16 protein-coding genes and 1 pseudogene are annotated in these 23,578 nt (G+C 63.6%); 9 read left to right on the forward strand and 8 right to left on the reverse strand.

Translation table 11 applies throughout. The annotated features are described in order from the left end of the window. Window positions 1–227: 227 nt before the first annotated feature. From ACSYG9_RS27895 to ACSYG9_RS27905, 3 genes are all read right to left on the reverse strand, one after another. Complete coding sequence (locus tag ACSYG9_RS27895; protein WP_220667114.1) at window positions 228–3,656, reverse strand: Swt1 family HEPN domain-containing protein; 3,429 nt, start codon at window positions 3,654–3,656, stop codon at window positions 228–230. A gap of 12 nt (window positions 3,657–3,668) precedes the next feature. After that, complete coding sequence (locus ACSYG9_RS27900) at window positions 3,669–6,461, reverse strand: DUF1156 domain-containing protein (RefSeq protein WP_220667113.1); 2,793 nt, start codon at window positions 6,459–6,461, stop codon at window positions 3,669–3,671. Window positions 6,462–6,575: 114 nt separating this feature from the next. Continuing rightward, on the reverse strand, window positions 6,576–10,055 hold the full coding sequence (locus ACSYG9_RS27905) for a helicase-related protein (protein ID WP_220667118.1): 3,480 nt from the start codon (window positions 10,053–10,055) through the stop codon (window positions 6,576–6,578). A 656-nt stretch (window positions 10,056–10,711) separates the two neighbouring features. On the opposite strand from ACSYG9_RS27905, the gene ACSYG9_RS27910 reads away from it, so the two are divergent. The 7 genes from ACSYG9_RS27910 (at window position 10,712) to ACSYG9_RS27940 (ending at window position 17,360) form a co-directional block, all read left to right on the forward strand. Beyond that, a complete protein-coding gene (locus tag ACSYG9_RS27910; protein WP_454843071.1) occupies window positions 10,712–12,184 on the forward strand; it encodes an SIR2 family protein in 1,473 nt (490 codons plus the stop codon). A gap of 33 nt (window positions 12,185–12,217) precedes the next feature. After that, window positions 12,218–13,126 (forward strand): DNA-processing protein DprA, encoded by a 909-nt coding sequence (locus ACSYG9_RS27915; protein ID WP_220667112.1) that lies wholly within the window; start codon window positions 12,218–12,220, stop codon window positions 13,124–13,126. A 167-nt stretch (window positions 13,127–13,293) separates the two neighbouring features. Then, window positions 13,294–13,896, forward strand: a complete 603-nt coding sequence (locus ACSYG9_RS27920; protein WP_454843072.1) for a ComF family protein — start codon at window positions 13,294–13,296, stop codon at window positions 13,894–13,896. 89 nt (window positions 13,897–13,985) lie between these two features. Further along, window positions 13,986–14,522 carry a hypothetical protein gene (locus ACSYG9_RS27925; protein WP_220667110.1) on the forward strand — a complete coding sequence of 179 codons (537 nt, stop codon included), beginning with the start codon at window positions 13,986–13,988 and terminating at the stop codon, window positions 14,520–14,522. Window positions 14,523–14,668: 146 nt separating this feature from the next. Beyond that, window positions 14,669–15,382, forward strand: coding sequence for a DUF2510 domain-containing protein (locus tag ACSYG9_RS27930; RefSeq protein ID WP_454843073.1), 714 nt, complete (start codon window positions 14,669–14,671; stop codon window positions 15,380–15,382). 308 nt (window positions 15,383–15,690) lie between these two features. After that, window positions 15,691–16,323, forward strand: coding sequence for a BTB/POZ domain-containing protein (locus ACSYG9_RS27935; RefSeq protein ID WP_220667109.1), 633 nt, complete (start codon window positions 15,691–15,693; stop codon window positions 16,321–16,323). 263 nt (window positions 16,324–16,586) lie between these two features. After that, entirely contained in the window at window positions 16,587–17,360 is a 774-nt protein-coding gene (locus tag ACSYG9_RS27940; RefSeq protein WP_220667108.1) for a hypothetical protein, read from the forward strand. 826 nt (window positions 17,361–18,186) lie between these two features. Here ACSYG9_RS27940 and ACSYG9_RS27945 read toward each other — a convergent pair. Together ACSYG9_RS27945 and ACSYG9_RS27950 are read right to left on the reverse strand one after the other, a co-directional pair. Beyond that, a protein-coding gene (locus ACSYG9_RS27945; RefSeq protein WP_112320133.1) for an IS3 family transposase occupies window positions 18,187–19,352 on the reverse strand; the annotation gives its coding sequence in 2 pieces (ribosomal slippage) (window positions 18,187–19,077 and window positions 19,080–19,352; 1,164 coding nt in all). 119 nt (window positions 19,353–19,471) lie between these two features. Further along, window positions 19,472–20,293, reverse strand: a complete 822-nt coding sequence (locus ACSYG9_RS27950; protein ID WP_220667221.1) for a hypothetical protein — start codon at window positions 20,291–20,293, stop codon at window positions 19,472–19,474. 777 nt (window positions 20,294–21,070) lie between these two features. Here ACSYG9_RS27950 and ACSYG9_RS27955 point away from each other — a divergent pair. Together ACSYG9_RS27955 and ACSYG9_RS27960 are read left to right on the forward strand one after the other, a co-directional pair. Continuing rightward, the gene (locus ACSYG9_RS27955; protein WP_220667224.1) at window positions 21,071–21,259 is read left to right on the forward strand and encodes a hypothetical protein; all 189 of its coding nucleotides are present in this window, start codon (window positions 21,071–21,073) and stop codon (window positions 21,257–21,259) included. A 221-nt stretch (window positions 21,260–21,480) separates the two neighbouring features. Then, window positions 21,481–21,669: a hypothetical protein gene (locus tag ACSYG9_RS27960; protein ID WP_220667225.1), complete on the forward strand. Its 189-nt coding sequence runs from the start codon at window positions 21,481–21,483 to the stop codon at window positions 21,667–21,669. 88 nt (window positions 21,670–21,757) lie between these two features. Here ACSYG9_RS27960 and ACSYG9_RS27965 read toward each other — a convergent pair whose 3' ends face one another. The 3 genes and pseudogenes from ACSYG9_RS27965 to ACSYG9_RS27975 all read right to left on the reverse strand — a co-directional run. Beyond that, window positions 21,758–22,546: a hypothetical protein gene (locus tag ACSYG9_RS27965; protein ID WP_220667222.1), complete on the reverse strand. Its 789-nt coding sequence runs from the start codon at window positions 22,544–22,546 to the stop codon at window positions 21,758–21,760. Then, window positions 22,543–22,893 carry a hypothetical protein gene (locus ACSYG9_RS27970; RefSeq protein ID WP_065996590.1) on the reverse strand — a complete coding sequence of 117 codons (351 nt, stop codon included), beginning with the start codon at window positions 22,891–22,893 and terminating at the stop codon, window positions 22,543–22,545. Before ACSYG9_RS27970 ends, ACSYG9_RS27965 begins: the two co-directional genes overlap by 4 nt. A gap of 259 nt (window positions 22,894–23,152) precedes the next feature. After that, window positions 23,153–23,578 (reverse strand): annotated as a pseudogene (locus ACSYG9_RS27975) (Fic/DOC family protein); the annotation flags it as partial.

Consider the following 23,578-nt stretch of genomic DNA (forward strand, 5'->3'; position numbering starts at 1 on the left):
CCCTCTCCGGATGGAGAGGGCCTTCGCTACGTGTGATGGGCGCGCAAGGCTGGAAACCACCTGATGGAGCTGCCCCGAGGGGTACTTACGCTCCGGAGACCTCCTACACGAACCGCTTCCCTCGACTACTGTCTCGGGCACCACGAACTGTACCACTTCCGTACCGTTCCAGTACTACTCCTGTACTAGTGCAGCGCTACCTCGACAGCATCGCTGTAGGCGATTGATCAGTCCGTTTCGAATCCGGCCTGGTCGAATTTGAGGACGGTGGCGTTCTCGCTGACCGTGCGGATTTTGTTCTCGTCGAATCCGTTCGGGGTGGTGGCGGTGATTTCGACCCGCACTTCGAGGTGGACACCCTCGGCGGCGGCTAGGTGTTGAATGATCTCGTTGGTGATCTTGTTGAAGTCACGGGCGTAGAAGTCCGGATGCAGCTCGGTAGAACCGAAGAATCGTGTCTTCGGAACGGCAATGCCTTCACCCGCCCCCGACGATCCGCCGGTGCGTGTACCTGAGGTGGGCTGAACCCTGGCACCGCTTGTCGAGGACAAGGGATCGCCGCCGCCAGTATGGTCATTGCCACCATGCTGAGAGGTGATTTCGTCCTGATTCGCCTGGTACTCGGCCAGTTCGCGTTCGCGTTGAGCCTCAGCACGGGCAGGCTGCACCAGCAACAGCGCGTCCGTGACCTGAGGCGGGGTCACCTGGTCTGAGGGCAGCAACAGTCCGAGGTAATTCTGCCCGTCCCAATCTGCAGCCAGCGCGAATCCTGTTTGCTGCCAGTGCAGCTCGTCAACTACCGACAGCACACCGTTCTCAAGAACGGTGCGATCACGCAATCGTCCCAGATACGGGTAGGTAGTGTAGTAGTTCCACAACTGGCCGAAGCTGATGTGCCCGTCACGATCCCACGCCGCCTTTAATCTGCCAGCCAAGTCGTGGCGGATCAGGCTGGCGCTGCGCTGCAAGGCGAGCAGCGATTCGTTGCGTAGCTTCGCTGCTGCTCTAGCGGCCAGATCGGTGGTTGTTCCGTCGGCTTTGAACGCTTCGATTTCGAGCGGCCTGGTGGGATCGTCTTGAGTGGGGACGAGTACCCAGTGGTAGGTCTGCAGAAGTCGGTCGGCGACGGCCTGATTGTGGGTGGCGACTCGATCGACAGCCTGCTGACGCTGGGTGGCGGTCAGGTTCAGATCTTTGTCGGCATTGTCGCGGATGTAAGACCAGGCCAGAAAGTCACGAACGGCACTGTCGAGTTCGCCCCAGCGAGCGTCGTCGGCAGCGAGGAAGGCAACCATGTTGCGGTGCGTCCGAGCGGCGCTACCTCGGTACTCCACAACCTCTCGCGCCCAGATCGCCGCCGGCGAGTCTGCTTTTGCTTTGCGGTTATGCAGATACGCAGGTGGCACGATCACGAGCCGTGCTTCCTGTACATCCGGCACGTCCGCCGAGGACTCGGGGGCGACGTGCACGCCGACGAAGCCATCCGTGGCCGTCCTGCGATGATCCTGGAGCCTGCGCACTACTTCGGCCCATACCTCCTCTTTGTGGAGGCGTTCGGCATGATCCCGAGCGGTGCGGGTGGTGTTCGCCTGGGTGTCGTACCAGTACAACGACCCCGAATTGTAGAAGTAGGTGGCGGTATTGGCCAGGTGGTTGAGCGCCGAATGGAAGTTGCCCGGTACATCCCCCGGCAGGGCCGTACCGAGGAAAATCCGCTGCTTGTCCAGACCCTTGTGCGCTGAGGTCAACGTCGGCGTGGCACCCATGAAGACGGTGCGGGCCAGTCGTTGGGTGGTCAGACGCTGACCGAGTAGCTGGTTGGTGTTGTCGACCTGGGCAGGAGCGGAGTTCGGACCGTCGACGTCGGTATCGATCAGAGCCTTCCACTGGTCGTCGAGGTACTGGGTCAGTTCGGTGACGACTTTGTCGGCCCGCAACGGGACCGAACCGGGCATGATCAGCGGTGCGGTGTCGTTCTCGCGCCAGAGCTGACCGACTATGACGTTCATGAGCCGAAGCACACCGCGGGTGCGCTGGAAGCGTTCGAGTGTGGACCAGTCCTGGTAGAGCCGGTCGAACAACTCGGGGTGGATGGGGTAGCTGCGGCGGATCCGTTCTTCGTAGTCGAGTTCGCGGACTTCGCGGGGGAAGTCGTTGCTGTTCTTGACGTAGAACGCCACCATCGCCTTGGCGGTGGCGTTGATCTTCGCCAGAGCGATGCTGTCGGGGGTTTCGAACAACCGTCGGCGAACGATGTGGAAACTTTCCTCGGCATTGGCGGCGCGCCACTGGTCGGCAACGCGGCCGATGGCCTTGCGCAGCATCTTCAGTGCTTCACGGCCGTTCTGTCCGCCGACTTCTTCTTCGTCGCCGACGTACTCGCCGTCCTTCATCTCCGCCGAGGCTGGAATGGAGATGAGCACCAGGGTGCCGGGAACAGCCTTGGCTGCCTCGGTCAGAGCTTGGGCGAAGGTGAACTGGGCGTCGAAGGTGCCGTCGGGTAGTTCGTCGTGGCCGAACAGCAGGCGCGCGTAGGCGACCCACTCGTCGATGAGGATCACCGCGGGTCCGAATCGGGTGAACAGTTCACGCAGCGCTTCCCCGCCGGGGTTGAGACGGTTGGCGTCGGACTCGGCGACCATGGCATAGCCTTCGGCGCCGCCGAGGTGCCAGGCCAGCAGTCCGCCGATGGTGTTGATTCGGGTGCCGTCGGGCATCATCTTCACCGCGCCGGCCTTGATCTGGGTACCGACTAGGGCGACGCGGCGGGCGGTGGGGAGCTCGGTGCCTGCGAGCAGATCCTGTACTTCCTGCGGATAGTCGACCAAGGGTCGACCGGAAGCCAGATGCCACACGGCCAGCATGGAGTGGGTTTTTCCACCACCGAAGTTGGTCTGAAGGTTGATGATCGGGGCCTCGTTCGGATCGCCGGACAGGCGCCGCATCGCCGGGATCAGGAGGTCCTTCAGACCCTCGGTCAGATAGGTGCGGGCGAAGAACTCCACCGGATCGGTGTATTCGGGGTCGCCCTCCCCGCGGGAGACCATTGCCAGGTCGGCGGCGAACTCGGCGGCATGGAAGTTGCCGCTCTGCACATCCTCGTGAGGGCTCAGTACCAGCCGCCACGGTTCGAGACCGTCGGCGCCGATCTCAGCGGCCGCAGAGGTCTTGACGACCTTGCGGTCCTGCTTTTCTGAGCTCAGACGCATCAGCTCGATCCTTGAGCGGCGGGTTTCTTCAGCCTGATCCGGGGCGCCGATCGCCCGCAGAAAACGCTCGGCGGTGTCCAGAGCGCGGTAGGCGTCGTCGGCGGTGAAAGATCCGTTGTGCGCCCACGTATTGCGCACGTCCTTGAGTTCTGTCGCCCAGGATTGTTCGGTGCGTGAGAGATGGTCGGTGAACGGGTACCAGCCTTTGCGGACCTGGTTGGGGATCTGTTCGGTGATCATCCGCAGGCCGTTCTGCGGGTCGGTGCGTACATAGGTATAGGTCTTGGACACACCAGAACTCTTGGTCTTGTCCCGCAGCGCTAACAGGGCCGTCCAATCCCCGCCTTCCGGGAGTTGCTTTCCCAGCACGTAGGTGTGGAACTCATCGAGCGCGGGGCCCAGGAGCTCAAAGACCCGTCCGATCCGGTCGCGATTGCTCACAGCCATAACGATGTTCTCCTAGGCGTCCAGCATCAGCTGGGTCGAAGCGGTGCGGGACTCGGCAACGATGTCGTTCCACGCCGTACCGAGGGAGTTGAACTCGATCGCAACCTGGGTGCGCTTGATGTCTTCTGCGATGGTGAACAGCAAGAACGCTAACTCCTTGCACAGGTCTCGATCGATCGACTCCGGCACCCTGGATAACAGTGCCGCGGCAGCAGGCACGCCTTTTTCCGTGAGTGCACGAGACAAATGCATCACGACTTCCCATGCGCTTATATGCAGGTCGGTAGCAGGGTCGTACTCTTTGTCCGCATACATCTCGGCTAGCGCAACAGGAGACAGCAGCGCGACCTTTCCTGCACGACTGGTGAGGATTCCGGATCGCTCAAGATGCTCAAGGGAGGCATTGCGGGCTCGGGCCATGTTATCGGCATCACCGAACGCACCGGCGTCGAAACCGTACTGCCGAAACCATGCGATCGCGAAACGCGTGTCGGGATCGAAGTCGCCTTCCTGCTCGACAAGCACCTCGTCGAGAATTTCATTGATACGCGCCAATGCAGCGCGAACCGTCATCTTCGAACCGTCATCAGCCAGCACCCCCGAGAAGCGGGAAAAGACTGCCATCCCGGGACCGATGGCAGCTTGTGGAAGATCAACGGGGGCAATCGCGCCCTGCTGCAATTCACGCAAGGCGCCGGGTAGTTCGGCTTTCAAGGCATTGATGAATCCCCGACGATCGGTGGTCGAGGCATCCACTGGCCGAGGCTTCAACGCAAGGACAATCGACGAAGCAAGCGCGTTGGTCCCCACGCTGATCATTCGGCCACCTCGTTCGCTGCGCAATGGCCAGGTTGCGACGATGGACCAACCGGAACGGATCATTCCCTCCAACAGAGTTTCCCAGCCTGTCGATGCTTCACCATGGTCATCGCTGCTCTGCTGTTTGAACGCGTAGTAGACGGCGGTAGGATAATCCGGAAGAGCCGTTTCTCGAGCACGGCGAAATACTTCCCGGAATCCTTCCTCAAAGAATTTATGAGCACCAGATTTACCATTGTGCCGGTACGGGTTGGCGACCAACTCCTCCGACTTGGGAACCAACATCGTCGATAATACTTCAGGATGAATAGATTTAATAGATCGACGCAGCCATACGTAAAAGAAATCAGACAAATCTGAGTAACCAATGTTGTCGTAGTACGGCGGATCTGTGGAAATTAGAAAGTTATTGTATTCCCGGTCTGCTGCGTTGCGCTGTAGCGCAGATCCAGAGTGGGAACGCGTGACAGCAACATCCAGCGTGCGCCCGATCCCTCGGATCATAAACCAAAAATTTCCAGATGCACTGCTCAGTGGGTTCGCCTCAGCAAAGTCCCAAGTCATCGGAATTGCCTGCCGGGCAAAGGTATTCCGAATTCCTTCGTTCTTTGGATCCGGCATCCAGGTCGAGATAGAAGATCCGTAGTCTGCGAGACGACTGACCGAGAACCCTAAGTAGGTTGCTACCGCATCCGCATATGCTGCTGCTCCAATTCCTCCCTTTTCCAGAGTCTCACCCTCGGGCATCCCTGCAGCAAGTGCATCTTCTAGAACACGTTCGCGAGCTTCGCCGACAAGATCGCTGAAGGTAGCGAGCGCGGTGAGCTGACGGGACGTGAACAGGTCGACGAATGACGTAATCCCATAGTTAGGTGTCTTAAAATCTCGCGTGTTCTTGGCCAAGTCCCCGTCAGGCACATCGATAGGGCGGTCTACCTGGGCCGCCTCCTCATGCTCTGACGTTGGTTCCAGGTAGATTCGGGTGCGTTCTCCCTCTGCTACGGTCGCCATGAGCTTCGTGCCCATTCGTCCGGCGCGTCCTTCTGCACGGATATATTTCAGTTCGACTGCCGCACCACATCCGACGCATACGGCACCAGTGCGCCCAACTGTGCCGTCCGTGTCCTTGGTGGGTGCCTTCTTCGGATCATGACCGATGCTGAATTCGACCTTGCCGTTGAGGACAGAGGGAACAACGTAGGCTTCCTTATTCTTCTTCTTGCCGAGCCACCATGATCGGACGAGTGGCATCGCAATGCTGCATGCAGGGTTGGGACAGGTGACGGTGCGAGCCCAGATCCACGCGATGACTGTCGCTTCCGATCCGTCCGGCAACTGCGCCTTCGGATAGAGACGCCCGATACGTTTTTCGGCTTCGTCGCGCATCCACTGTCCGTAGCGGCGAACGTCCTCGGCAAGTCCCGTTGCCCGGGGCCAGGTGTTGATCTGAGCATCCGCAGCCCCGGGAAACACCGGGGGCCGTCCGGCAAACTTCGGCGGGATCTCGATCAGAGCTTTGTTAATCAACACTGCGACCGGATTGAGGTCCGAGGCGTGGGCTTCGAGACCGAGGCGCTGGGCCTCCAAGGGGATGGTGCCGCCACCCGCAAAAGGGTCGAGGATGGGCGGCGGGTTCCCGTCGGTGGAGGCGAGGATCTCCTCACGAGCACGTCGCAGCAGATTTTCGTCACCGGCGTTCTCCCACACCACCAACTGTTCGATGATCTCGTGGAGGCGTTTGCGTTCCTTGGCGACGGCCTCATCAGTAGGGAACCGGTCGGGAAATGAGGACGGGTCGTCGACGAGTTGGGCGAAGAGCACGGCTCGGGCGGCGGCCAAGGGGCGGCGCGCCCACCACAGGTGCAGGGTGGAGGGGTGGCCGTGGCGGATTGATTTCTCGCGGGCCGATTCGGCGTTGATCTTTTCGAGCGGGAGCGCGACCTCGATGAGCTTGCGACGAGGAACTGCGGTGGTGTCGGCGGTCACGAGGTGGGTCCTTCTCTATTTACGCGGTGCTGCTGGAGTGCGGTACGACAAACAGTAGTGGTCGATGCTGTTGGGATTCGGTGCTGGTGCCGACCCGATCTGGTGTGAGGTCTGCTAGGCGGGCGGTCCACCTTTTGCCCAGGTCTTCGCCCAGTCCAGACGTACCTCGGTGGCGGCGAGGTCACCGAGTTCGATGCGGCGGAACGGTTCGTGCACATACCGCAGCTGGTCGTGGTCGGGACCGCGGTCGCTGACCGAGACCATGGCCAGGCGGTGGCGGTCGGGGACGTTCTTTCCGTAGAGGACTTCGTTGAAGGTGACGGTGAAGTCCTCGGCGCCTTCGATGCGGCCTTTGACCTCGATGAACACGTAGTGTCCGTCCTGCGGGTCGATGGAGCGGATGTCGTAGCCCTTGTTGTTGTGCGGCATCTCCTCCGGGATACGTCCCAGGGCGTGTTCGGCGGCGAGGACCTTGTCGACAGCGCGGCGCTCGATCCGGGCGGTGTCCTTCGCATGCTGGGCGGGGGTACCGGGCAGCATCCCAGCAGGAATGACCAGCACCGCGCCGGCGATCTGCGGGGGTTTGGCTGCCAGGCGGGATTGCAGGTCGAGTTCGGTGGTGCGGGCGGTGAGGCGGGCTTCGAGGTCACGGGCACGGGCCTCGAGTCGCTCGGGACTGTGCCGGGGTTTGGCGTGCCGGCCCTGGGTGCGGGTGGCCAGGACATCGCGTAGGCGGGCCGCTTCGCTGTCGAGATAGTTGATCTGCTGGGTGAGGCGTTTGTGGACTGCGCTACGGGTTTTGTCCAGCAGCGGCAGGACGCGGTCTTTGACCTGGCCGAGATGTTCGGGTTGGGCGTGGGTGATCGCCCAGGTGGCGGCGAGTTGCTCGACCCCGCCGGCGAGCCAGCTGTGGCCGAGGGCCTCGTCGGCGATGGTGCGTGCCTCGGCGGGAAGAGGCTGTAGGTCCAGATAGGGCGCCGGCCCGCACAGGGTGGCGGTGCCGTCGGGGGTGAGGGTGATGAAGTCGAAGCGTTTGGACACCACTACGCCGGTGCCGTTGCTGATCTCGCCGGTCACGGCCACGATCAGCCGGGGGTGTTCGGCCGGGTCGTGCGGGTCGAACAGCACGGTTCCGGTTTCCAGTGCCTGCTGGTGGGTTTCGATGGTGGCGTCGAGGACTGTGTCGAGCAGCGGGTGGCCGGGGGCGAGGAGTTCGGCGCGTGGTGCGGTGGGCTCGCCCAGGTCGATGCGGTCGGGATCGAAGGTGACCCGCTGATAGCGGGAGACGATCGGCACCGCCGCGCCGGGGCGTTGCCGGGCTCGCACCGTCGCGGGGACGTGGGTGATTTCGAACCGTCCGGCTTCCCGGCGAGGCAGGCGGCCTCCGAGCCGGGGGAACGCGTCGTGGAAGAACGCGGCGATGTAGTGCGGTTGCAGCCGGCGGGCGCGGGCTTCGTCCATTTCGCGGCGGAGCCGGTCGAGTTCGTGGGGAGCCAGGGCTTCGTGGGCAAGGGCGCGTTCTTCGAGCAGGGTGTCCAGGCCGCGGGAGACTTCGGTGTCGACGACCTGGTCGAGGGCGGCAAGGCGGGCCGGGTCGTCGCCGTAGCGGATCGCGTCGAGCAGCAAGGTGCGTAGCGGTCGGTCGGTGAAGGCGTCGCCGAGGACGTCGAACAGCCGGCCGCCGTAGGCGCGACGCTGGGTTTCCATCTTCTCGAGCAGCCGGGTGAACACGTGGCCTTCGCGGGTGCCGTCGGCGACGAGATTCCACAGTCGGCAGGTGTGGCGTTGGCCGATGCGGTGGATCCGGCCGAAGCGCTGCTCGAGCCGGTTGGGGTTCCACGGCAGGTCGTAGTTGATCATCAGGTGGGCGGCCTGCAGGTTCAGCCCTTCCCCGGCGGCATCGGTGGCGATGAGCACCTGGGTGTCGGGGTTGTGGGTGAACTGTTCGCGGATCGTACGGCGGTCTTCGCGGCGGGTGCCGCCATGAATGGTGACCACCGCGTCTTCGCGGCCGAGGATGTTGCGGATCTGGGCGGTGAGATAGTCCAGGGTGTCGCGGTGTTCGGTGAACACGATCAGTTTGCGCGGGGCACCTCGGGCGTCGCGCAGCAGATTCCGGTCCAGCAGCAGCGAGCGTAGTTCGGCCCATTTGCGGTCCTCACCGGAGTCGCGGACCTGCTCGGCAAGGGCGACGAGCACCCCGAGGCGGGCGATTTCGATGTCGAGTTCGGCGACGGTTTGCGCTGCGGTGGCGGCGTCGACGACCTGCTCTTCCATCTCTTCGCGTTCGCCGGCGTCGTACTCGTCCGGATCGTCGAAGTCGATCCCGGTCAGGGCGAGGTCATCGACCCGACTCGTCGGGGTGGGGGTGAGCAGGTCGCGGCGTTTGGTGCCGAGGCGTTCGCGGCGGCGTTGCAGCGACCGGACGATCGCGTGCGGGGAGGACGCCAGGCGCCGTTGCAGCACGGTCAGGGCGAATCCGACGGTGCGAGCGCGGGGGTTGTCGGCGCCGAGACGGTCGGCGCGGTTCATCTCCTCGCGGACGTAGCGGGTGACCTCGTCGTAGAGCTGGCGTTCGCCGGCGGAGAGGGTGTACGGCACGGTCTCGGCGATGCGTTCGGGGAACAGTGGGGTGCCGTCGAAGGTGAGCAGTTCTTCTTTGACCATGCGGCGCATCAGCCCGGAGGTGTCGGTGGTGTGCGCTCCGGAGCGGTATTCGCCTTCGAACCGGTCGGGATCGAGCAGCGCCATGAACGCCTGGAAGCTGGTTTCGTTGCCGTTGTGGGGGGTGGCGGTCATCAGCAGCAGGTGCCGGGTGATCTGCCCGAGGCGCTGGCCGAGCTGGTAGCGGCGGGTGACGTCGAGTTCGCCGCCGTACCAGGTCGCCGACATCCGGTGTGCCTCGTCGACGACCACCAGATCCCACTCGCTGGTGTCGAGCAAGGCGAGCAGGTCGTCGTTGCGGGCGAGCTGGTCCATCCGAGCGATCAGCAGCGGATACCGTTCGAAGGGGTTCGCGTCCGGGCTCGAGGCGATCATCTCGCGCGAGAGCAGCTGCGCGTCGATACCGAACTTGGTGGCCAGCTCGTCCTGCCACTGCTCGACCAGCGAACCGGGAGCGACGATCAACATGCGGGTCAGGTCCCCGCGCAGCATCAGTTCTTTCGCGTAGAGCCCGGCCATGATCGTCTTGCCGGCGCCGGGGTCGTCGGCAAGGACGAACCGCAGTGGGGTGCGGGGCAGCAGTTCGCCGTAGACGGCACGGATCTGGTGCGGCAACGGATCGACCGCGCTGGAGGAGACCGCCACCATCGGATCGTGCAGGCCGGCCATGCGGATGCGAAGTGCTTCGGCGGCGAGGCGGAACTCGGCCGGATCGGCATCGAACGACCACCGGGCCTGCGGTGTCTCGATCCGCAGCCGTTCCTCATCGGTCCGATAGAGCAATTGTTGACCCAGACCGCCAGCGGTGTCCTTGAAGGTCACCGTCACCGCGTCCGGGCCGTGCCGGTCGACATCGACCAAGGTGACGGGACCGGGTTGCACACCACGAAGCACCTGGCCACGGTCGAGATCCTCGAGCCGCACCGGCATCCCTACCGGTGATGAAGCTGCCACCGTCCTGTCACTCTCCCCTGCGTTGTCGCCTTACAGATGTGATCGTTTGCGGGGCGAAGAATGTCACACATCACTTTTATCGTTCTGGGCTCGGGAACCTTTGGGTAGCGGGCACGGCGTGCATGGAATGACGAGGTTCGTGACGTGGGCCGAGCGGATTCATCCGCCAGACGTGCAGGAGTCTGCATCCTGGAGGGCATATGTCGGAAGTGTCTGAGATGCTCCAGTTGCCGAGATGGTTCTGAAGGGATGAGCATGGCCATTTTCTATTTCGATATCGGTGGTTCACCGATTGCGTTCCGGCGGATGGAAGGGGACAAGTTCCTCTTTGACAAGCGCGGAAAGTGGATCGGATGGTTCCCCTGGGGGATGCCGATGCCGTCGACAAGAAGGGGAAGTACTTGGGGACGGTGGTAGGTAATCGGCTTCTGCACCGCACGTTTCAACCCTATCGCGGATACCCGGGATACCCCGGATACCCTGGGTACGCTGGTTATCCGGGGTATCCCGGTCACGCCGGTCATGCCGGGTACCAGAGCGGATTCAAAGATGTCGACCCCAGTCGACTGCAGGGATAGGGGTAAGTCCCGGAGAGTGGCGGGAATCGGGGACTGCCCCCGCCCCGGGATCTCGTGCGCACACGGGGCGCGCTCCCTCTGATTGGCACAATACGGGGTGTGACGATCACACGCGCCAAACTTGTCGAGACGTATGGACAGGCGATCCTGTCCGGGAATGCCGCCGTCTTTGTGGGCGCGGGCCTCTCGCGGGCTGCTGGGTATCCGGACTGGGGTTCACTACTGAAGCCGATGCAAGATCGCTGTGATATTCCGGGCCACGCCGATCTGCCGTTGGTCGCCGAGTACATCGCACTGGACCGTGGAAACGGCGGCCGCGACGCGCTGGAGACCCACATCCTCACTACCATGATCGAGATTCCACCCGAACCGACATCGAGCCACCGGGATCTGCGACGTCTCGACATCAAGGAGATTTGGACTACCAACTACGACCGATTGCTGGAAACTGCCATTCCCGAGGCCGTCGTCGTGGCTGGAGAGAACCACGTTCATAACATTGCCTCGCGCCGGCGAGCGATCATCAAGATGCACGGCAGCATCGACGACCGTAATAAGTGGGAACTCCAGCCTGTCATCACACGTACCGATTACGAACGCTACGAACTGGCGCATCCTCGCACTTGGACCGTGCTCCGATCGTCGTACATGAGCCGCACCATGCTCTTCCTGGGATTCAGTTTCACCGACCCCAACATCGAGATACTCCTCCGCCTTGCCCGCACCCTGGGGACCGCATCCGCCGACCGCCACATCGCCGTGATGAAACCCCCTAATGGTGCCGATGACACACCGGAAGACCTACGCCGGTATCGACTCCAGGCCGCCGACCTCGAGAACAGCGGCGTCACCGTCTGCGAGATCAACGATCACGACGAGATCCCTGATCTGCTCGCCGAGCTGGTGCTGCGTACCCGCCCGCCACACCTGTTCGTCTCGGGCAGCAGCAGAATCGAAAACGCAACGCCGGAGCAAGACGAAGAGATCTTGGGCCCCTGGTGCGCAGCGCTCGCTGCCACCCTCGTCGATGAATCGACATGGACAATCGCCAGCCTCGGTGGCCCGGCCGGCTGGTACACCTCGCGGGACGTCGCGCGGATGCGGCGGAAGGAAGGGACCTACGACCCCAGCAAACTTATGATCCATTTTCGTGGGAAGGACGAACCCCCTGTGGTGCCGCCAGAGAGAGTCGGGACCTCCATTTACTCCGATCTCCCGCGCAAGGAACTCGTCACAAGTGTCCTGGACGACTGTCGGGCGCTCGTTGCCATCCGTGGGGGCGCACGAACCGCCGAGGAGATCGGTTGGGCGGCAGATCGACGGGTCGCGGTGATTCCTATCGCCGCCGCCGGTGGCGCCGCACGTGAGTACTGGGAAGCTCACAGGGGCAACCCTCCAACTATCGGCAGCCGTGCCACCGAGCGCGCGACGTGGGAGAGGCTCAACGATGCCGACCCGACCATCACCGCCCGCGCCGCAAAATCCCTGATCAAGCAGGCCATGTACGAGTCACAATCCACTTCGTGATGCGTGTCGTACAGCCCTCGTACCATGACTGTCATGGAGGATGACAACCTGCGGCAGGCCGCGATCGTGGTGGCTTCTCTCGAGCTGCTCCCGGCACAGCCCAGCGATCTCACCTACATTTTGCGCGACCCCGCCCAGTTCCGCGCTCTGCTGGATCCGAGTCTCCTGGATCCGAGCAATAGATCGTCGGATTCTGAGCTGGTCCGATACCTCCATGACAGCCTAGATCACGCGCGAATCGAATACTGGCACAAGCAGATCGACATTTTGGCCAGGGATGGCGTCGCCCGGCCCCTCCTGTCCTCGGACACCTGCGATGCCCCGGGCTACCCGGCACGGCTTGCCGAGTGCTGGGACGCACCTCCGATATTGTTCGCCACCGCAGCCCTGGACCGTGAATCCTCCTCCGTAGCAATCATCGGTAGCAGATCCGCCGGTACAGAAGTCATCCGTGACACCCACGAGCTGGCCGCAGATCTCGCGGCCACCGGAACGACGATCGTGTCCGGTTTGGCCCTCGGCGTTGACGCCGCCGCACATGAAGGAGCACTGGCAGCGGACGGAGCCACCGTCGCTGTGATGGGGACCGGTATCACCCGCATCTACCCCGAGCAGAACATCGATCTGGCTCACCGGATACGCAAGAACGGGGTGTTGGTATCGCAGTTCGCGCCGTATGCCCCGAGAACTCGCACCTCGTTCCTGCGCCGCAATCACGTGATCGCCGGCCTCAGCGATATCAGCATCATCATGTCCGGTGAGTCCCGTAGCGGCAGCCGACACGAGATCGAGCAAGCCATCGGATACGGCCGACCAGTCCTGATGTGGTCACCCGCCCTCGAACACCAAGATTGGGCGCAGAAGCTCGCCGACGGCGGCAAAGCTTCCTTTATCACCAGCGCTGAGGAGGTTCGGCGCACGCTCGACGGGATCGACCAGTGATCGAGCACATCGATCCGCATCTTTGGGAATTGTCCGAGAAGGCAATCCCCGAATTGGTACCGCCTCCCACCGATGGTCAGCCTGAAACCTGCTGGCGCTGTCGCACGTGGACGGAATGGACGACTGGGGAATGCTGGAACTGCGCGAAGAATAGGAAGACCCTAGGCGTGCCAGCACCACCGCTGGACATGATCTCGTTGTACAACAAGCCATCACAGCTACGCGAATGGCTGACCTGCTACAAGGGCCGTATCGACGAAAGTGAACCCTTTATCCCCGAGTACGTCGACGTCGTCAAAGCACTGATCGCCAGGTTCCTGTACGAACACGGTGCGCGCATACAAGCACGAAGTTCGGTTGACGTGATCACGGTCGTCCCCTCGTCTAGTCGGACGGGCCCACACCCACTCGAGACCATCCTTCGAGACCTGCCACTGCAGGTTCCCGTAGTAACCCTGCTACGCCGTGGATCAGGAACGTTGTCGTTCAACAAGCCGTCCACTGACGGATTCGTCTCCGTGGACGGCCCCACCCGGCGGGTCCTACTCGTAGACGACGTGTGCACCACCGGTGCCCGTATCAACAGCGCCGCGTATGCACTCGACGCTGCCGGGCATCACCTTGCCGGTCACTTTGTGGTCGCCCGCCGTGTCAACGTCGGCTACAAGAACACCCCGGCATTCTGGGCAGGACAGAAGGCAAAACAGTTCTCCTGGGAACAGAGCCCGTTGGTCAACAGCCAGCATCCGGGTACACAGATCGAGGCATGACCGCTGACGCCACGATCGGACTGCGTCCGGCCAGGCATGTCAGAACATCAGATAGTCTCCTGCGCTATGCCCCGAGATAGTGAGTCGCGGTGAAACCTGCTCTCAGTCGCCGCGAGATGTATGAGCCGGTCAGTGCCCACATGCAGGACATGGGATTCGATCGGGTCAGCACCCGCCGAGGCAACACCGACGATCTGTTCCACATCGACGGCCACGATGTCGTCGGGCGCGGAACGACCACCCCGACACCGATCGACGAGCATCATCTCCGGCAGCTCCACGAGACGGTGTACCTGAAGAAGGGCAACGCTCAGTGGGTGCACTTCTCCTACGGCGGATACACCCGGGCTGCACGAGCATTCGCCGACAGCACAGGAATCGCGTTGTTCGAATTCAAACTCGGTGGGCGGATCGCACCTCGATCCGAGACAGCGACACAGTGGTACCGGCGCAGACCGCTCGACCGATGGAAGCGCCAGTTCATCTGGGCATTGATCGTCATGGCGGCCGCATCGTTGGTCGTCATCGCCGTCATCAAAGTTCCGACGGTGGGTTGGGTTCTTGCTGTTCTCGTCCTCGTCGCCATCGTCGGACCCGTCGTTCGCCTGGTGACCAGAACCGGGTAGCCGAGCAGGACATCACCTCGCGGGTGATGCGGCGCGGACGACTGCACCCAGCAGCAGCACCCGCTCAAGGACCACATGTATAGATGACCTGAAGATCATCGGTACTGCTCGTACATCGATCTCCATGGAAGAAAGGCACGCGCCCGATGAACGACTCGACTCCCGGGTGGCGGCCCGACCCTCACGACCCGACGGTATTGCGGTACTGGGACGGACAGCAATGGACGTCCAACACCCGCATCCGGACCGAACCGGTGCCGGAACCAGAGTCACCGACATTGCAGAACTCGACTTCGTCGTGGGGACGTGGGCACTCTCTTCTGCTAGGAGCGGTACTAGCGACCATTCTGGTCATCATGATCGGCGGCATCTTCGTCGAAGGCAGCGACGACACCGAAGCCTCTGTCCGCGCCGAGGACACCAGCAGTGAGCCTGCAGCCCCGCCCGAGACCACGGCGCCCCCCGTGCCGCCCGAGACCGTGGACACCTCGACCCTCGCGCCCCCGCCTGAGACCACGGCCGTCGAACCTGCCACCGATCTGGGTGTGCCGCTGCGCGACGGTAGTTTCGAGATCGTCGTGCACTCGTGGAACAACTCGACTGCCGAGATCACGGTGACCAATATCGGTACGGGTCCCCGGGTGTTCCGGTTCGGTGACCTCGATGCGTTCGACTCGCAGGAGCGTCGCTTCAGCCCGACTGTCAACACGCTCTCACCTCTTGCCTACCCGACCCTGAACCCTGGGGAAGCGGCCTCCGGGGAGCTCTACTTTGAGATGAGTGGAGCGGAACCGGACTATCTGTTGTTCGAGGATTCGTTGACGTTGTTCTCCGAAGGGGTCCGGATTCGGTTGCGGTGATCGGGCGGGCAGCATGAATCTCGTTCGTTTGTCCTCGTGTCCGGCAAGCCGAATCAGCGGATACACGAGTCCGGTCTTGTTCTCACGCTCTTCGAACCTGCGGATGTTCACTGTCGCTGCGGTCGGGTTGTTCGCTCACTGTCATTCCGGAGCGGAACGCGGAAGCGATCCGGGCCGGTAGGTGAGATGCCCGATCGCGGACATGACCCGCGTGCTGGCCTCATGCCCATCGCGCTCACTGGCACCTCCCACTGGATGCGCAGGAGGACGGGTAACGGGTAGCCGAAAGGGACTCTACGATCGCAGATGTGTCGACCCCTGAATCCCCATCTGCCGAAACGGTTCCGGATCCTGCTCTCGTCGAGGGCGACAAGGCCGATATTCTCGCTCGCACCGTGGCCGCGATCGATGCCGATGATCTCGAGCAGGGCCGGCAGATTCTGCGCAGCGAGTATCCCTTCACCCCGGTAGCGAAGAACTCACGGCAGTACACCGACCGTCAATGCCTGCGCGTGTTCTACCGGGACGGCTTCCTCGATCGCTACAGCGGCACCAAGCTCGTGCACCCAGCTGCCCTGCGCACGCTGTCACTGATCCTGCCGGACGAGTTCCCGGCGCATCCGAACTGGCAGATGTCGCAGTCGCACTTCGCGTTCTGGGAGCTGTTCCCGACCATCGACCATCTGGTGCCGGTCGCCCGCGGCGGCGTCGATGCGGAACCGAACTGGGTGAGCACCTCGATGTTGCGCAACTCCGCCAAAGCGCACTGGACCCTCGACGAGCTCGGCTGGAGCCTGACCGCTCCCGGGGACCACAGAATCTGGGACGGCCTGTCCGGCTGGTTCGTCGGCTACGTCGAAGCTCATTCGGAGTTGATGGCCGATAAGTACTTGGCCCGTTGGTTCCGCGCGACGGTAGATGTGCGCTCTACCCTGAGCTAACCCGTATGCGGTGATCACGACCTGCGGATAGTCCTGCGGGTGCTCGCGAGGCTCGGTTGATCGCGTGGTCCGACAGGTCCACCGGTCGTGGCCCCCTTATCCGGTGCGAGTCTGCGCCTGCTGCGCAGCGGTCGCTGCCAGTTCGACCGCCTGAGTTTTGAGCGAGTTCCGGTCGGGTTCGCTGCCGGTGATCGCGACGCCGGTGCAGGGTCGAAGGGCCGATGCACGCCTTGTATGTCGCCCAGATCGATTACGGTGCACTCATGTCCGCCGCTGCTGATCTGCCGCCGTTGATCGAGGCCGTGTGTGGTCTCGACCTGCGTCCGCGTCGGTGGCAGTGGCTGAGTCTGAGTCTGTGCATCGTCGATGCGGTCTACAGCATCGGTGCCCACTACGACCGTCACGTGCTGCCGGTGGTGCGCCGGGTCGCCGCCGATGCCGGCATCGAGACGCCGTCCGTGCCACCACCGGTCACCGATCTGGTCGACCCTTTGCCGCTCGAGGCGTTCCTGGATCGCTACGACAGCGTCGATGCGCTGCTGGCGGTGACGAACAATCGGCAGCGCACCTCATCGCGCGGGGGCATTCTCAAGGCCGAAGCGGTGCTGCAGTACGCGACAATCCTGCACGAGCACGGGATCCGGACACTCGACGATGCTCGTGTCCTGCTCGACGAACCGCAGCGGCTCGACACGGTGGAGACCGCGTTGCGGGCCGTTCCCGGTGAAGGTGGCTTCGGGGTGCGCCGCGGCTATCTGTGGATGCTCGTCGGCGACGAAGACACCATCAAACCCGACCGTATGGTGCTGCGATGGCTGGCCCGCCACGGCGCCGACGTCGAGGCTGTTACCGCCCGCACCCTGCTCTCCGAGCTCGCCACCAAGGTCACCAGCGTACTTGGCCGACGGGTCACCGCATGGGAGATCGACCATGCCATCTGGACGTCGGCGCGGTCGGTGCGCACCGAACTGCACACCGACCAGACCGACCAGGCAGAATCCCGATCGGAGGGTTCGTCGATAGGTCCGAATACTTGAGGGAATACGATGCTCGCCGATATCCGCGCCCGTTTGGACTCGGTCCGGTGGACACCGGAGTTGACCCGGCAACACCGAAAGTCCACCTTCGTGATCGTGGTCGGTAGGTTTCCGTCGGGTGCACTACAGTCCCCGTCCATCGGGTCCGGGGGCCGCTACTGCCCAACTCCGCGGTACGGATGAACCAGTCGCGTTGGGCGTGGCTGATGCGGGAACGCACCTTGTGGGTGCGGGCGATCTCGTCGGCGGTGATCACCGCGGCGGGTCCGGGTCCGGGCAGGTCGTAGCGGGCCACGGTCACTGCCGGATAGGCATGGGCCTTCGCGATCGCGGTGTCGATGTCGATGCTGCGGCCAGCAATCACCAACACCGTGGTCTCGACCTTACTGCCGGTGTGGTTCATGGCTTCTGCTGCCCCCGCCGCGCCCGGGTCGGCGTCGTGGTGGCTGCTTCCCGGATCGGTGCGTGGAGTCGAAGCGGACGTGCCTGCGGTTCGTCGCAGCCGGCGATTTCGGTCGAGACGCTGCCGCGGGCGGGTGGCTGTCCGCTGGAAGCAACGCAGCTCGACTTTGATAGCGCAGCGCCGATGCGACGCGATCACTCGGCGTGTCCTTCGAGAGAACGCGCGTGTCACTGGAGTGAACAGATTTTAGCGAACACTCCGCTGAATGCATGTACCGGAGCGTGGGCAGGATCGATCAGGCAGTGAGACGGAGCCGGCACGAAACCTGAGGTCTGGAGCGGCATTGCGTTAGGTTCATCCGATTGGCGTATATCGCCTCCTCCGATCGTCTGGGACTGCTGCACGATCCGGTGACAGATTCGGTCACGCAGCCTGTGTGGCTGGTGTGGTCATGATGGTCTCGAACTCGACAGGCGTCAATCTGCCGAGCCGGAGCTGACGTCGCCGGCGGTGATAGGTCCGCTCGATCCAAGTCACGATCGCGATGCGCAACTGCTCGCGTGTGGCCCATCTCTGCCGGTCGAGGACGTTCTTCTGGAGCAGCGCAAAGAACGATTCCATCGCGGCATTGTCGCCGGCCGCACCCACCCGACCCATCGATCCGACCAGGTCGTGGCGGGCGAGGGCGCGGACAAATTTCCGGCTGCGAAATTGCGATCCACGGTCGGAATGAACCACACATCCGGCAACCGAGTCCCGCCGTGCCACTGCCGATTCGAGGGCCGTGACAGCCAGACGGGATTTCATCCGATCGCTGATCGAGTAGCCGACGATCCGGTTCGAGTACACGTCCTTGACCGCACACAGGTAGAGCTTGCCTTCCTCGGTTCTGTGTTCGGTGATATCGGTGAGCCACAAAGTGTTTGGAGCATCCGCGGTGAAGACGCGGCCGACGAGATCATCGTGCACCGGCGGCCCGGAGCGGCCCTTCTTCGAGCCACGTTTCTTGCCGAACACACTCCACCACCTGTTGGTCGAACAGATCCGCCACGCCGTGCGGTCCGACATCGACTCGCCCGCATCGCGGGCTTCGTCGGCGAGGAACCGGTAGCCGAACTCCGGGTCCTCGCGGTGGGCGTCGAACAGGGCGTTCGCCCGGTACGCCTCCTCGAGTTCGGCGTCGGTGACCGGGTCGGCGAGCCACCGGTAGTACGGCTGGCGCGCGATCCCCAGAACCCGGCACGTCACCGCGACGGGAATCCCGCCGGCGGCCAGCTCGCGGACGAGCGGGTACATCATTTTCCCGGAAGATTCGCCTGTGATAGATACGCCGCGGCCCGCCGCAGCACTTCGTTCTCCTGCTCAAGCAACCGGATCCGCTTTCTCAGCTCGCGGTTCTCTCTGGACTCCTCGTTCGTCGTCCCTGGCTTGGTGCCGTCCTCGACGTCGGCATTCCTGAGCCAGTTGGTCAGGCAGGATTCGCTGATGCCGAAGTCGGCGGCGATCTGCCGCAGGTGCTGACCTGGTTCGCGGTTGCGGGCCACGCGGACGACGTCGTCGCGGAACTCTTTCGGATAGGGCTTGGGCACGGGGTCCATCCTTCCAGCAGTGCCTCACGGCACCACAGTTCAGATGTCACCTATCCGTGCAGCAGTCCCGCCCGTCCGCTGCTGTGGCAGCCAGCAGTACGGGGAGCCGGCTGGGGGGTTTACGGGCCTGCCGGGGGTGTGCGCAGGTCCTGGAGTTCGGCGCGCAGTTCGGCAACTCGTTCGCGGGCGGCTTCGGCTTGCGCGTGTGCGGCGGCGGCGTCGGCGCGGGCGGTGGAGGCGCGGTCGCGTTCGGCTGCCGCCGCGGTGCGGGCGGCGGTGAGTTCGGCGTCGAGCCGGCGGGTGTGGTCGGCTGCGGTGGCCGCCGCGGCGTCTTTTTCGGCGATCGCTCGGGTCAGCTGCTCGCGGTGTTCGTCGAGCTGCCCGGTGAGCAGCTCGATCCGGTGCTCGAGGCCGGCGATCTGCTCGCGGTGGGTCGCGGCGGCCTGATCGAGCTGCTGCTGCCAGCGGTCCTGTGCCGCGGCGTGGTCGGCCCGGGCTGCGGTGAGCTGGGCGAGGGCCTCGGTGGCGTCGGCGTCGGCGGCCGTGGCGGCGGCATCGGCGTCGGCGCGTTCGGTGCGCGCGGTGTCGAGTTCGTCCCGCAGTGCCGCGATCTCGGCTGCGGCGTCGGCCCGGACCTTGTCGGCCTCGGCGCGTACGCGCCGCAGCTGTGCATCGATCGCCGCCGGATCTGCGAGCAGATCGGTCGCGGTGGTGATCGACGACGCGATCGTCGTCAGCGTCTCGAGCGCCGCCTGGGTTTCGCGGCGCAGCAGTGGTACCGCCTCGGCGAGGGTGCCGATCGCCGAGGTCGGATCGGTCGGCAGCGCATCCTGGTGTTGCTGGGCGCGGGCCTTGTCTTTCTGGCGCTGCCGCCAGGCCCGTACCCGGTCGGCGTCGGTGGCGTATTCGCGGCGCCGTCCCCCTCTGGCTTCCTCGGCCATGACCTCGCCCTCCCGACCCGATGACGTTCCGTATCCAGCATCGTAACATCATTCGTAACGTACGTATCATGATACGTACGTTACGAATGGTAGGGATCGGCGCTATGCCATCGAGGGGCGCGGTAGCGGGGCGTGGTCCACCCCGGATCGTTCGAGGTGGCATGAGGGTGCCCGGCGGAACCCACATCCCCCCGGTTCGCGCCGGCTCGGGGAGGGAGTGACCGGGTACCGAGGCGGGCATACGGGCCGGTGCGTGGGTGCCCGGCATCGGGGGTACTTCCGCTCTCGATGTCTGTTTCCTGCGGAAACGATGTGGCAGGCCGATGCTTCCCGAAGTCCGCCTCTCGCGTCCCTCCATCGACCTGCCGCCCTGACTATAAACGCCCTAATCGAACACATGTGCGAAAATGTGTGGTGTGGTGTCCTACGAGCGCCCGCCGAAGTTCTGCCCGAACGGGCACCGGCTGGGACCGCACCGGGTGGTCGTGGGCTGGACACCGTGCACCTGCGCAACGGCCCTGCGCTCCTCGGGAGCCACCGGACATCGCACCTATCTGTGCATCGTCTGCGATGCGCAGATCCTCATTCCCCCGCACACCGGGCCACCGTTCTCCGGGGTGCAGTGGCCGCCGAGACAGACACAGGAGCAACCAAGGCCCGACTCGGAAGGTGAGCGAGCCGGCCGGATCGCAGACGGGGCGACCCGCCGGGATCCAGAAAATTAGCTTCGCTGAATTTGTGGTGTGAACTGGGAAAACGACACGCCCCTCTTCTGTCGTGTCGATCGGAGACAGCACCCTGAAGCCCGGCGATCAGGTGACGGTCAGCGCACGCGGCACGTTCGTGTTCACCGTCAACGACATCGATGAGGACACCGGCACGGCGATGATCGAGGTCAACGCCGACAGCCCGCTCACGTATCCGTGGCCGGCGCGCGTAAGCGATCTGTACCCCGTCGAGGACTGACTGGCGAGAGTCCTTCCTCCTGCCGGTCGCTCTCGCTCCACCTGTTTGGTACCGATCCGTGCTTCCGCTACGGTGACCGCTGCAATCACCCGAGTTCCCCGACAGGTGAGTGATTCCCTGACGGGTCGAAGGATGGTCCCCGGCGCCCCCGCCGGGGACCATCGCCTTTTCCGCTGATGGGCTGCGCGTGCAGCGAACGGCACCATGGCTACCCTCGGCGCGTGGAAGAAGGGACGCGAGCCATCGGCGATGCCGCCGATGCGATGACCGACGATGAGCTCGAGACCGCGATTGCGGCGCTACACGCCCGCGAGCGGGAACTCCTCGTCGCCGGCGACAGCGAAGCGGCGTTCGATCTGATGGGCACGAAGTTCGTGTTGTTGTCCACGCTGGAAGGTCGGCGAGGGTAGCCGACTGGCGCACAAGTTCTGTTTTTCCATTATTTCCGTACGGTTCGGTATTCGCACACCGGTCTGGGGAGGCAGATTCGTACAGCACTCATTGAGAGAGGTCGGGTCCGGCTTCTCGGGTCGGTCCGGTGTCAGGAGAAGCAGCGGACGTCGAGGGGTTCTCACCTCGGTTCTTGCTGTTGAGCATCTGCTCGACCGAGCGGGGATGGCCGAGGAGAGCGGTGGCGATGTCGGTGGCCACCGACGCCGGAGCATTAGAGGCAGGATCTTCCTTGGCCGAGGTCGCGGTGGGGTCGGCAAGACTGCTCAGCCAGTTCCGCGCTCGATCGAGGGAGAGGTCCTTGTTCTCGGTGTAGGTCGGTGACCACTCGATTCCGCTGTCGATGCGGGCGCGGATGTCGGCGGCTCGCACGAGTTGTTCTGCGACCAGGGCGGCGACGAATTCGTAGTCTTTCTCGCGTCCGGCGATCGTTTTCGACACGCACAGATCCACTGGGTCCAGGCACAATCCGGTTCGGCCGTAGAGGGTGGAGGTGTCGTCGTCGACGATGAAGTGGACGAGGCGGTGTTCCCAGTGTCGGGGCAGGACTACGACGTCTTTGTGGATGCCTTCGACGTAGAAGCCGAAGGACATGTGGAAAGGGGAGCCCTCGCCGAGTCGGGCATCGAGGAGCAGCAGCTTGTCTTCGACGGCAGGTGGATCGGTGATCCCACTCAGGGGCAGGATGTCGACTTCTCGAGAGAGGAAGGCGGCCGGGGGCAGGGCGGTGGTGTCGAAGCTGCCGAGGATCGATTGGGAACCGAGCACGATCACGCGGGGTTCGTCGAGGTTGGCGCACGCGGCCTTGATCGCCCGTCCGAGTTCGTCCCGGTTCACCGCTGCGCAGTAGCTTTGAGTCTGGTGCTGAATTCGGTGAGGACGCGGCGACGTTCGTCATCGCTGAGCAGAACCGACAGGGGGGACAGGTTGCGCATTTCCCGGCTGGTGTCGTCGTCCGTCTCGACGATCCGGCGGATGTCGTCGATGTCGTTGGTGCGGACGATCATGTCCCATCGGTCCAGGTAGCGCTCCATCAGTGGGCTCCGGTTCACCTGACGGCGGATCGTTTGCAGGCTGCGGCGCACCGGTTCGGTGTCGACCGACAGACCGGTGGTGATGATCTTGTCGAGCACGGCGGACTGCACGAGCTGCTGACGCACAGTCTTCGGTGTGACCACGCTCATCTGTCCACCTCCTCGGCTCGAACCATCTGCGCCCTCTGCACGGATCGCTCTCATGATAGTGCGTGTATGCAGCAGTTTCACCCTGTTGTTGCTCGCTGCAACACTTTCGGGTGGTGCTCGGTGATGCACGTTGGCCAGGGACGGTCCGCTTTCCTCTGCAGGACCCTGACCGGCAGGTGCGGGGTGTGGATGCGCCATGTCGTAGGTGCGAGTGTCGGTGGCGATGCTGCGGCACCACCATCGCCAGTTACGTATCCGTCTAAAAGTCGAGGTCGAGGGTGGGTCGGCTGCGGGGCGGGTCCACGGGTGGAGTCACGGGGTCCGGGGTGGAGGTGTTGGCGGTGAAGTCGTGAACAGAGCGTGGGTGCGCGGACATGGCGGCGGTGATAGCGCGCAGATCGACACCGTGGTCGATGGCCGGACCGGCGGGAACAGGATCGGCCACCTCGGTGATCGCCATGTCCAGCACGTCGCGCATCAGGCCGGTGTCGCCGTTCTGCATGTACTCGAAACGTCCCCAGACGAACTGCTCACGCAGGTCCCCGACCAGGGGGTTCTGCTTCAGCTCGGTCTTGCTGACGACGTGGAAGCGATCGGTGTCGAGCCTGTAACCGGCCTCGACGGACAGTTGTCGGAAAAAGGCGAATTGAGTACGGGTGTTGCCCTCACGAAATGGATGGACGAA

It is taken from the genome of Rhodococcus sp. SJ-2 (assembly GCF_053750035.1).

Bases quoted from the DNA above. Each gene is read 5' to 3' on its own strand.
- ACSYG9_RS27895 (WP_220667114.1), bottom strand. From the start codon at position 3,656: ATGGCTGTGAGCAATCGCGACCGGATCGGACGGGTCTTTGAGCTCCTG.
- ACSYG9_RS27905 (WP_220667118.1), bottom strand. From the start codon at position 10,055: ATGCCGGTGCGGCTCGAGGATCTCGACCGTGGCCAGGTGCTTCGTGGT.
- ACSYG9_RS27915 (WP_220667112.1), top strand. From the start codon at position 12,218: ATGGAGGATGACAACCTGCGGCAGGCCGCGATCGTGGTGGCTTCTCTC.
- ACSYG9_RS27930 (WP_454843073.1), top strand. From the start codon at position 14,669: ATGAACGACTCGACTCCCGGGTGGCGGCCCGACCCTCACGACCCGACG.
- ACSYG9_RS27940 (WP_220667108.1), top strand. From the start codon at position 16,587: ATGTCCGCCGCTGCTGATCTGCCGCCGTTGATCGAGGCCGTGTGTGGT.
- ACSYG9_RS27950 (WP_220667221.1), bottom strand. From the start codon at position 20,293: ATGGCCGAGGAAGCCAGAGGGGGACGGCGCCGCGAATACGCCACCGAC.
- ACSYG9_RS27970 (WP_065996590.1), bottom strand. From the start codon at position 22,893: ATGAGCGTGGTCACACCGAAGACTGTGCGTCAGCAGCTCGTGCAGTCC.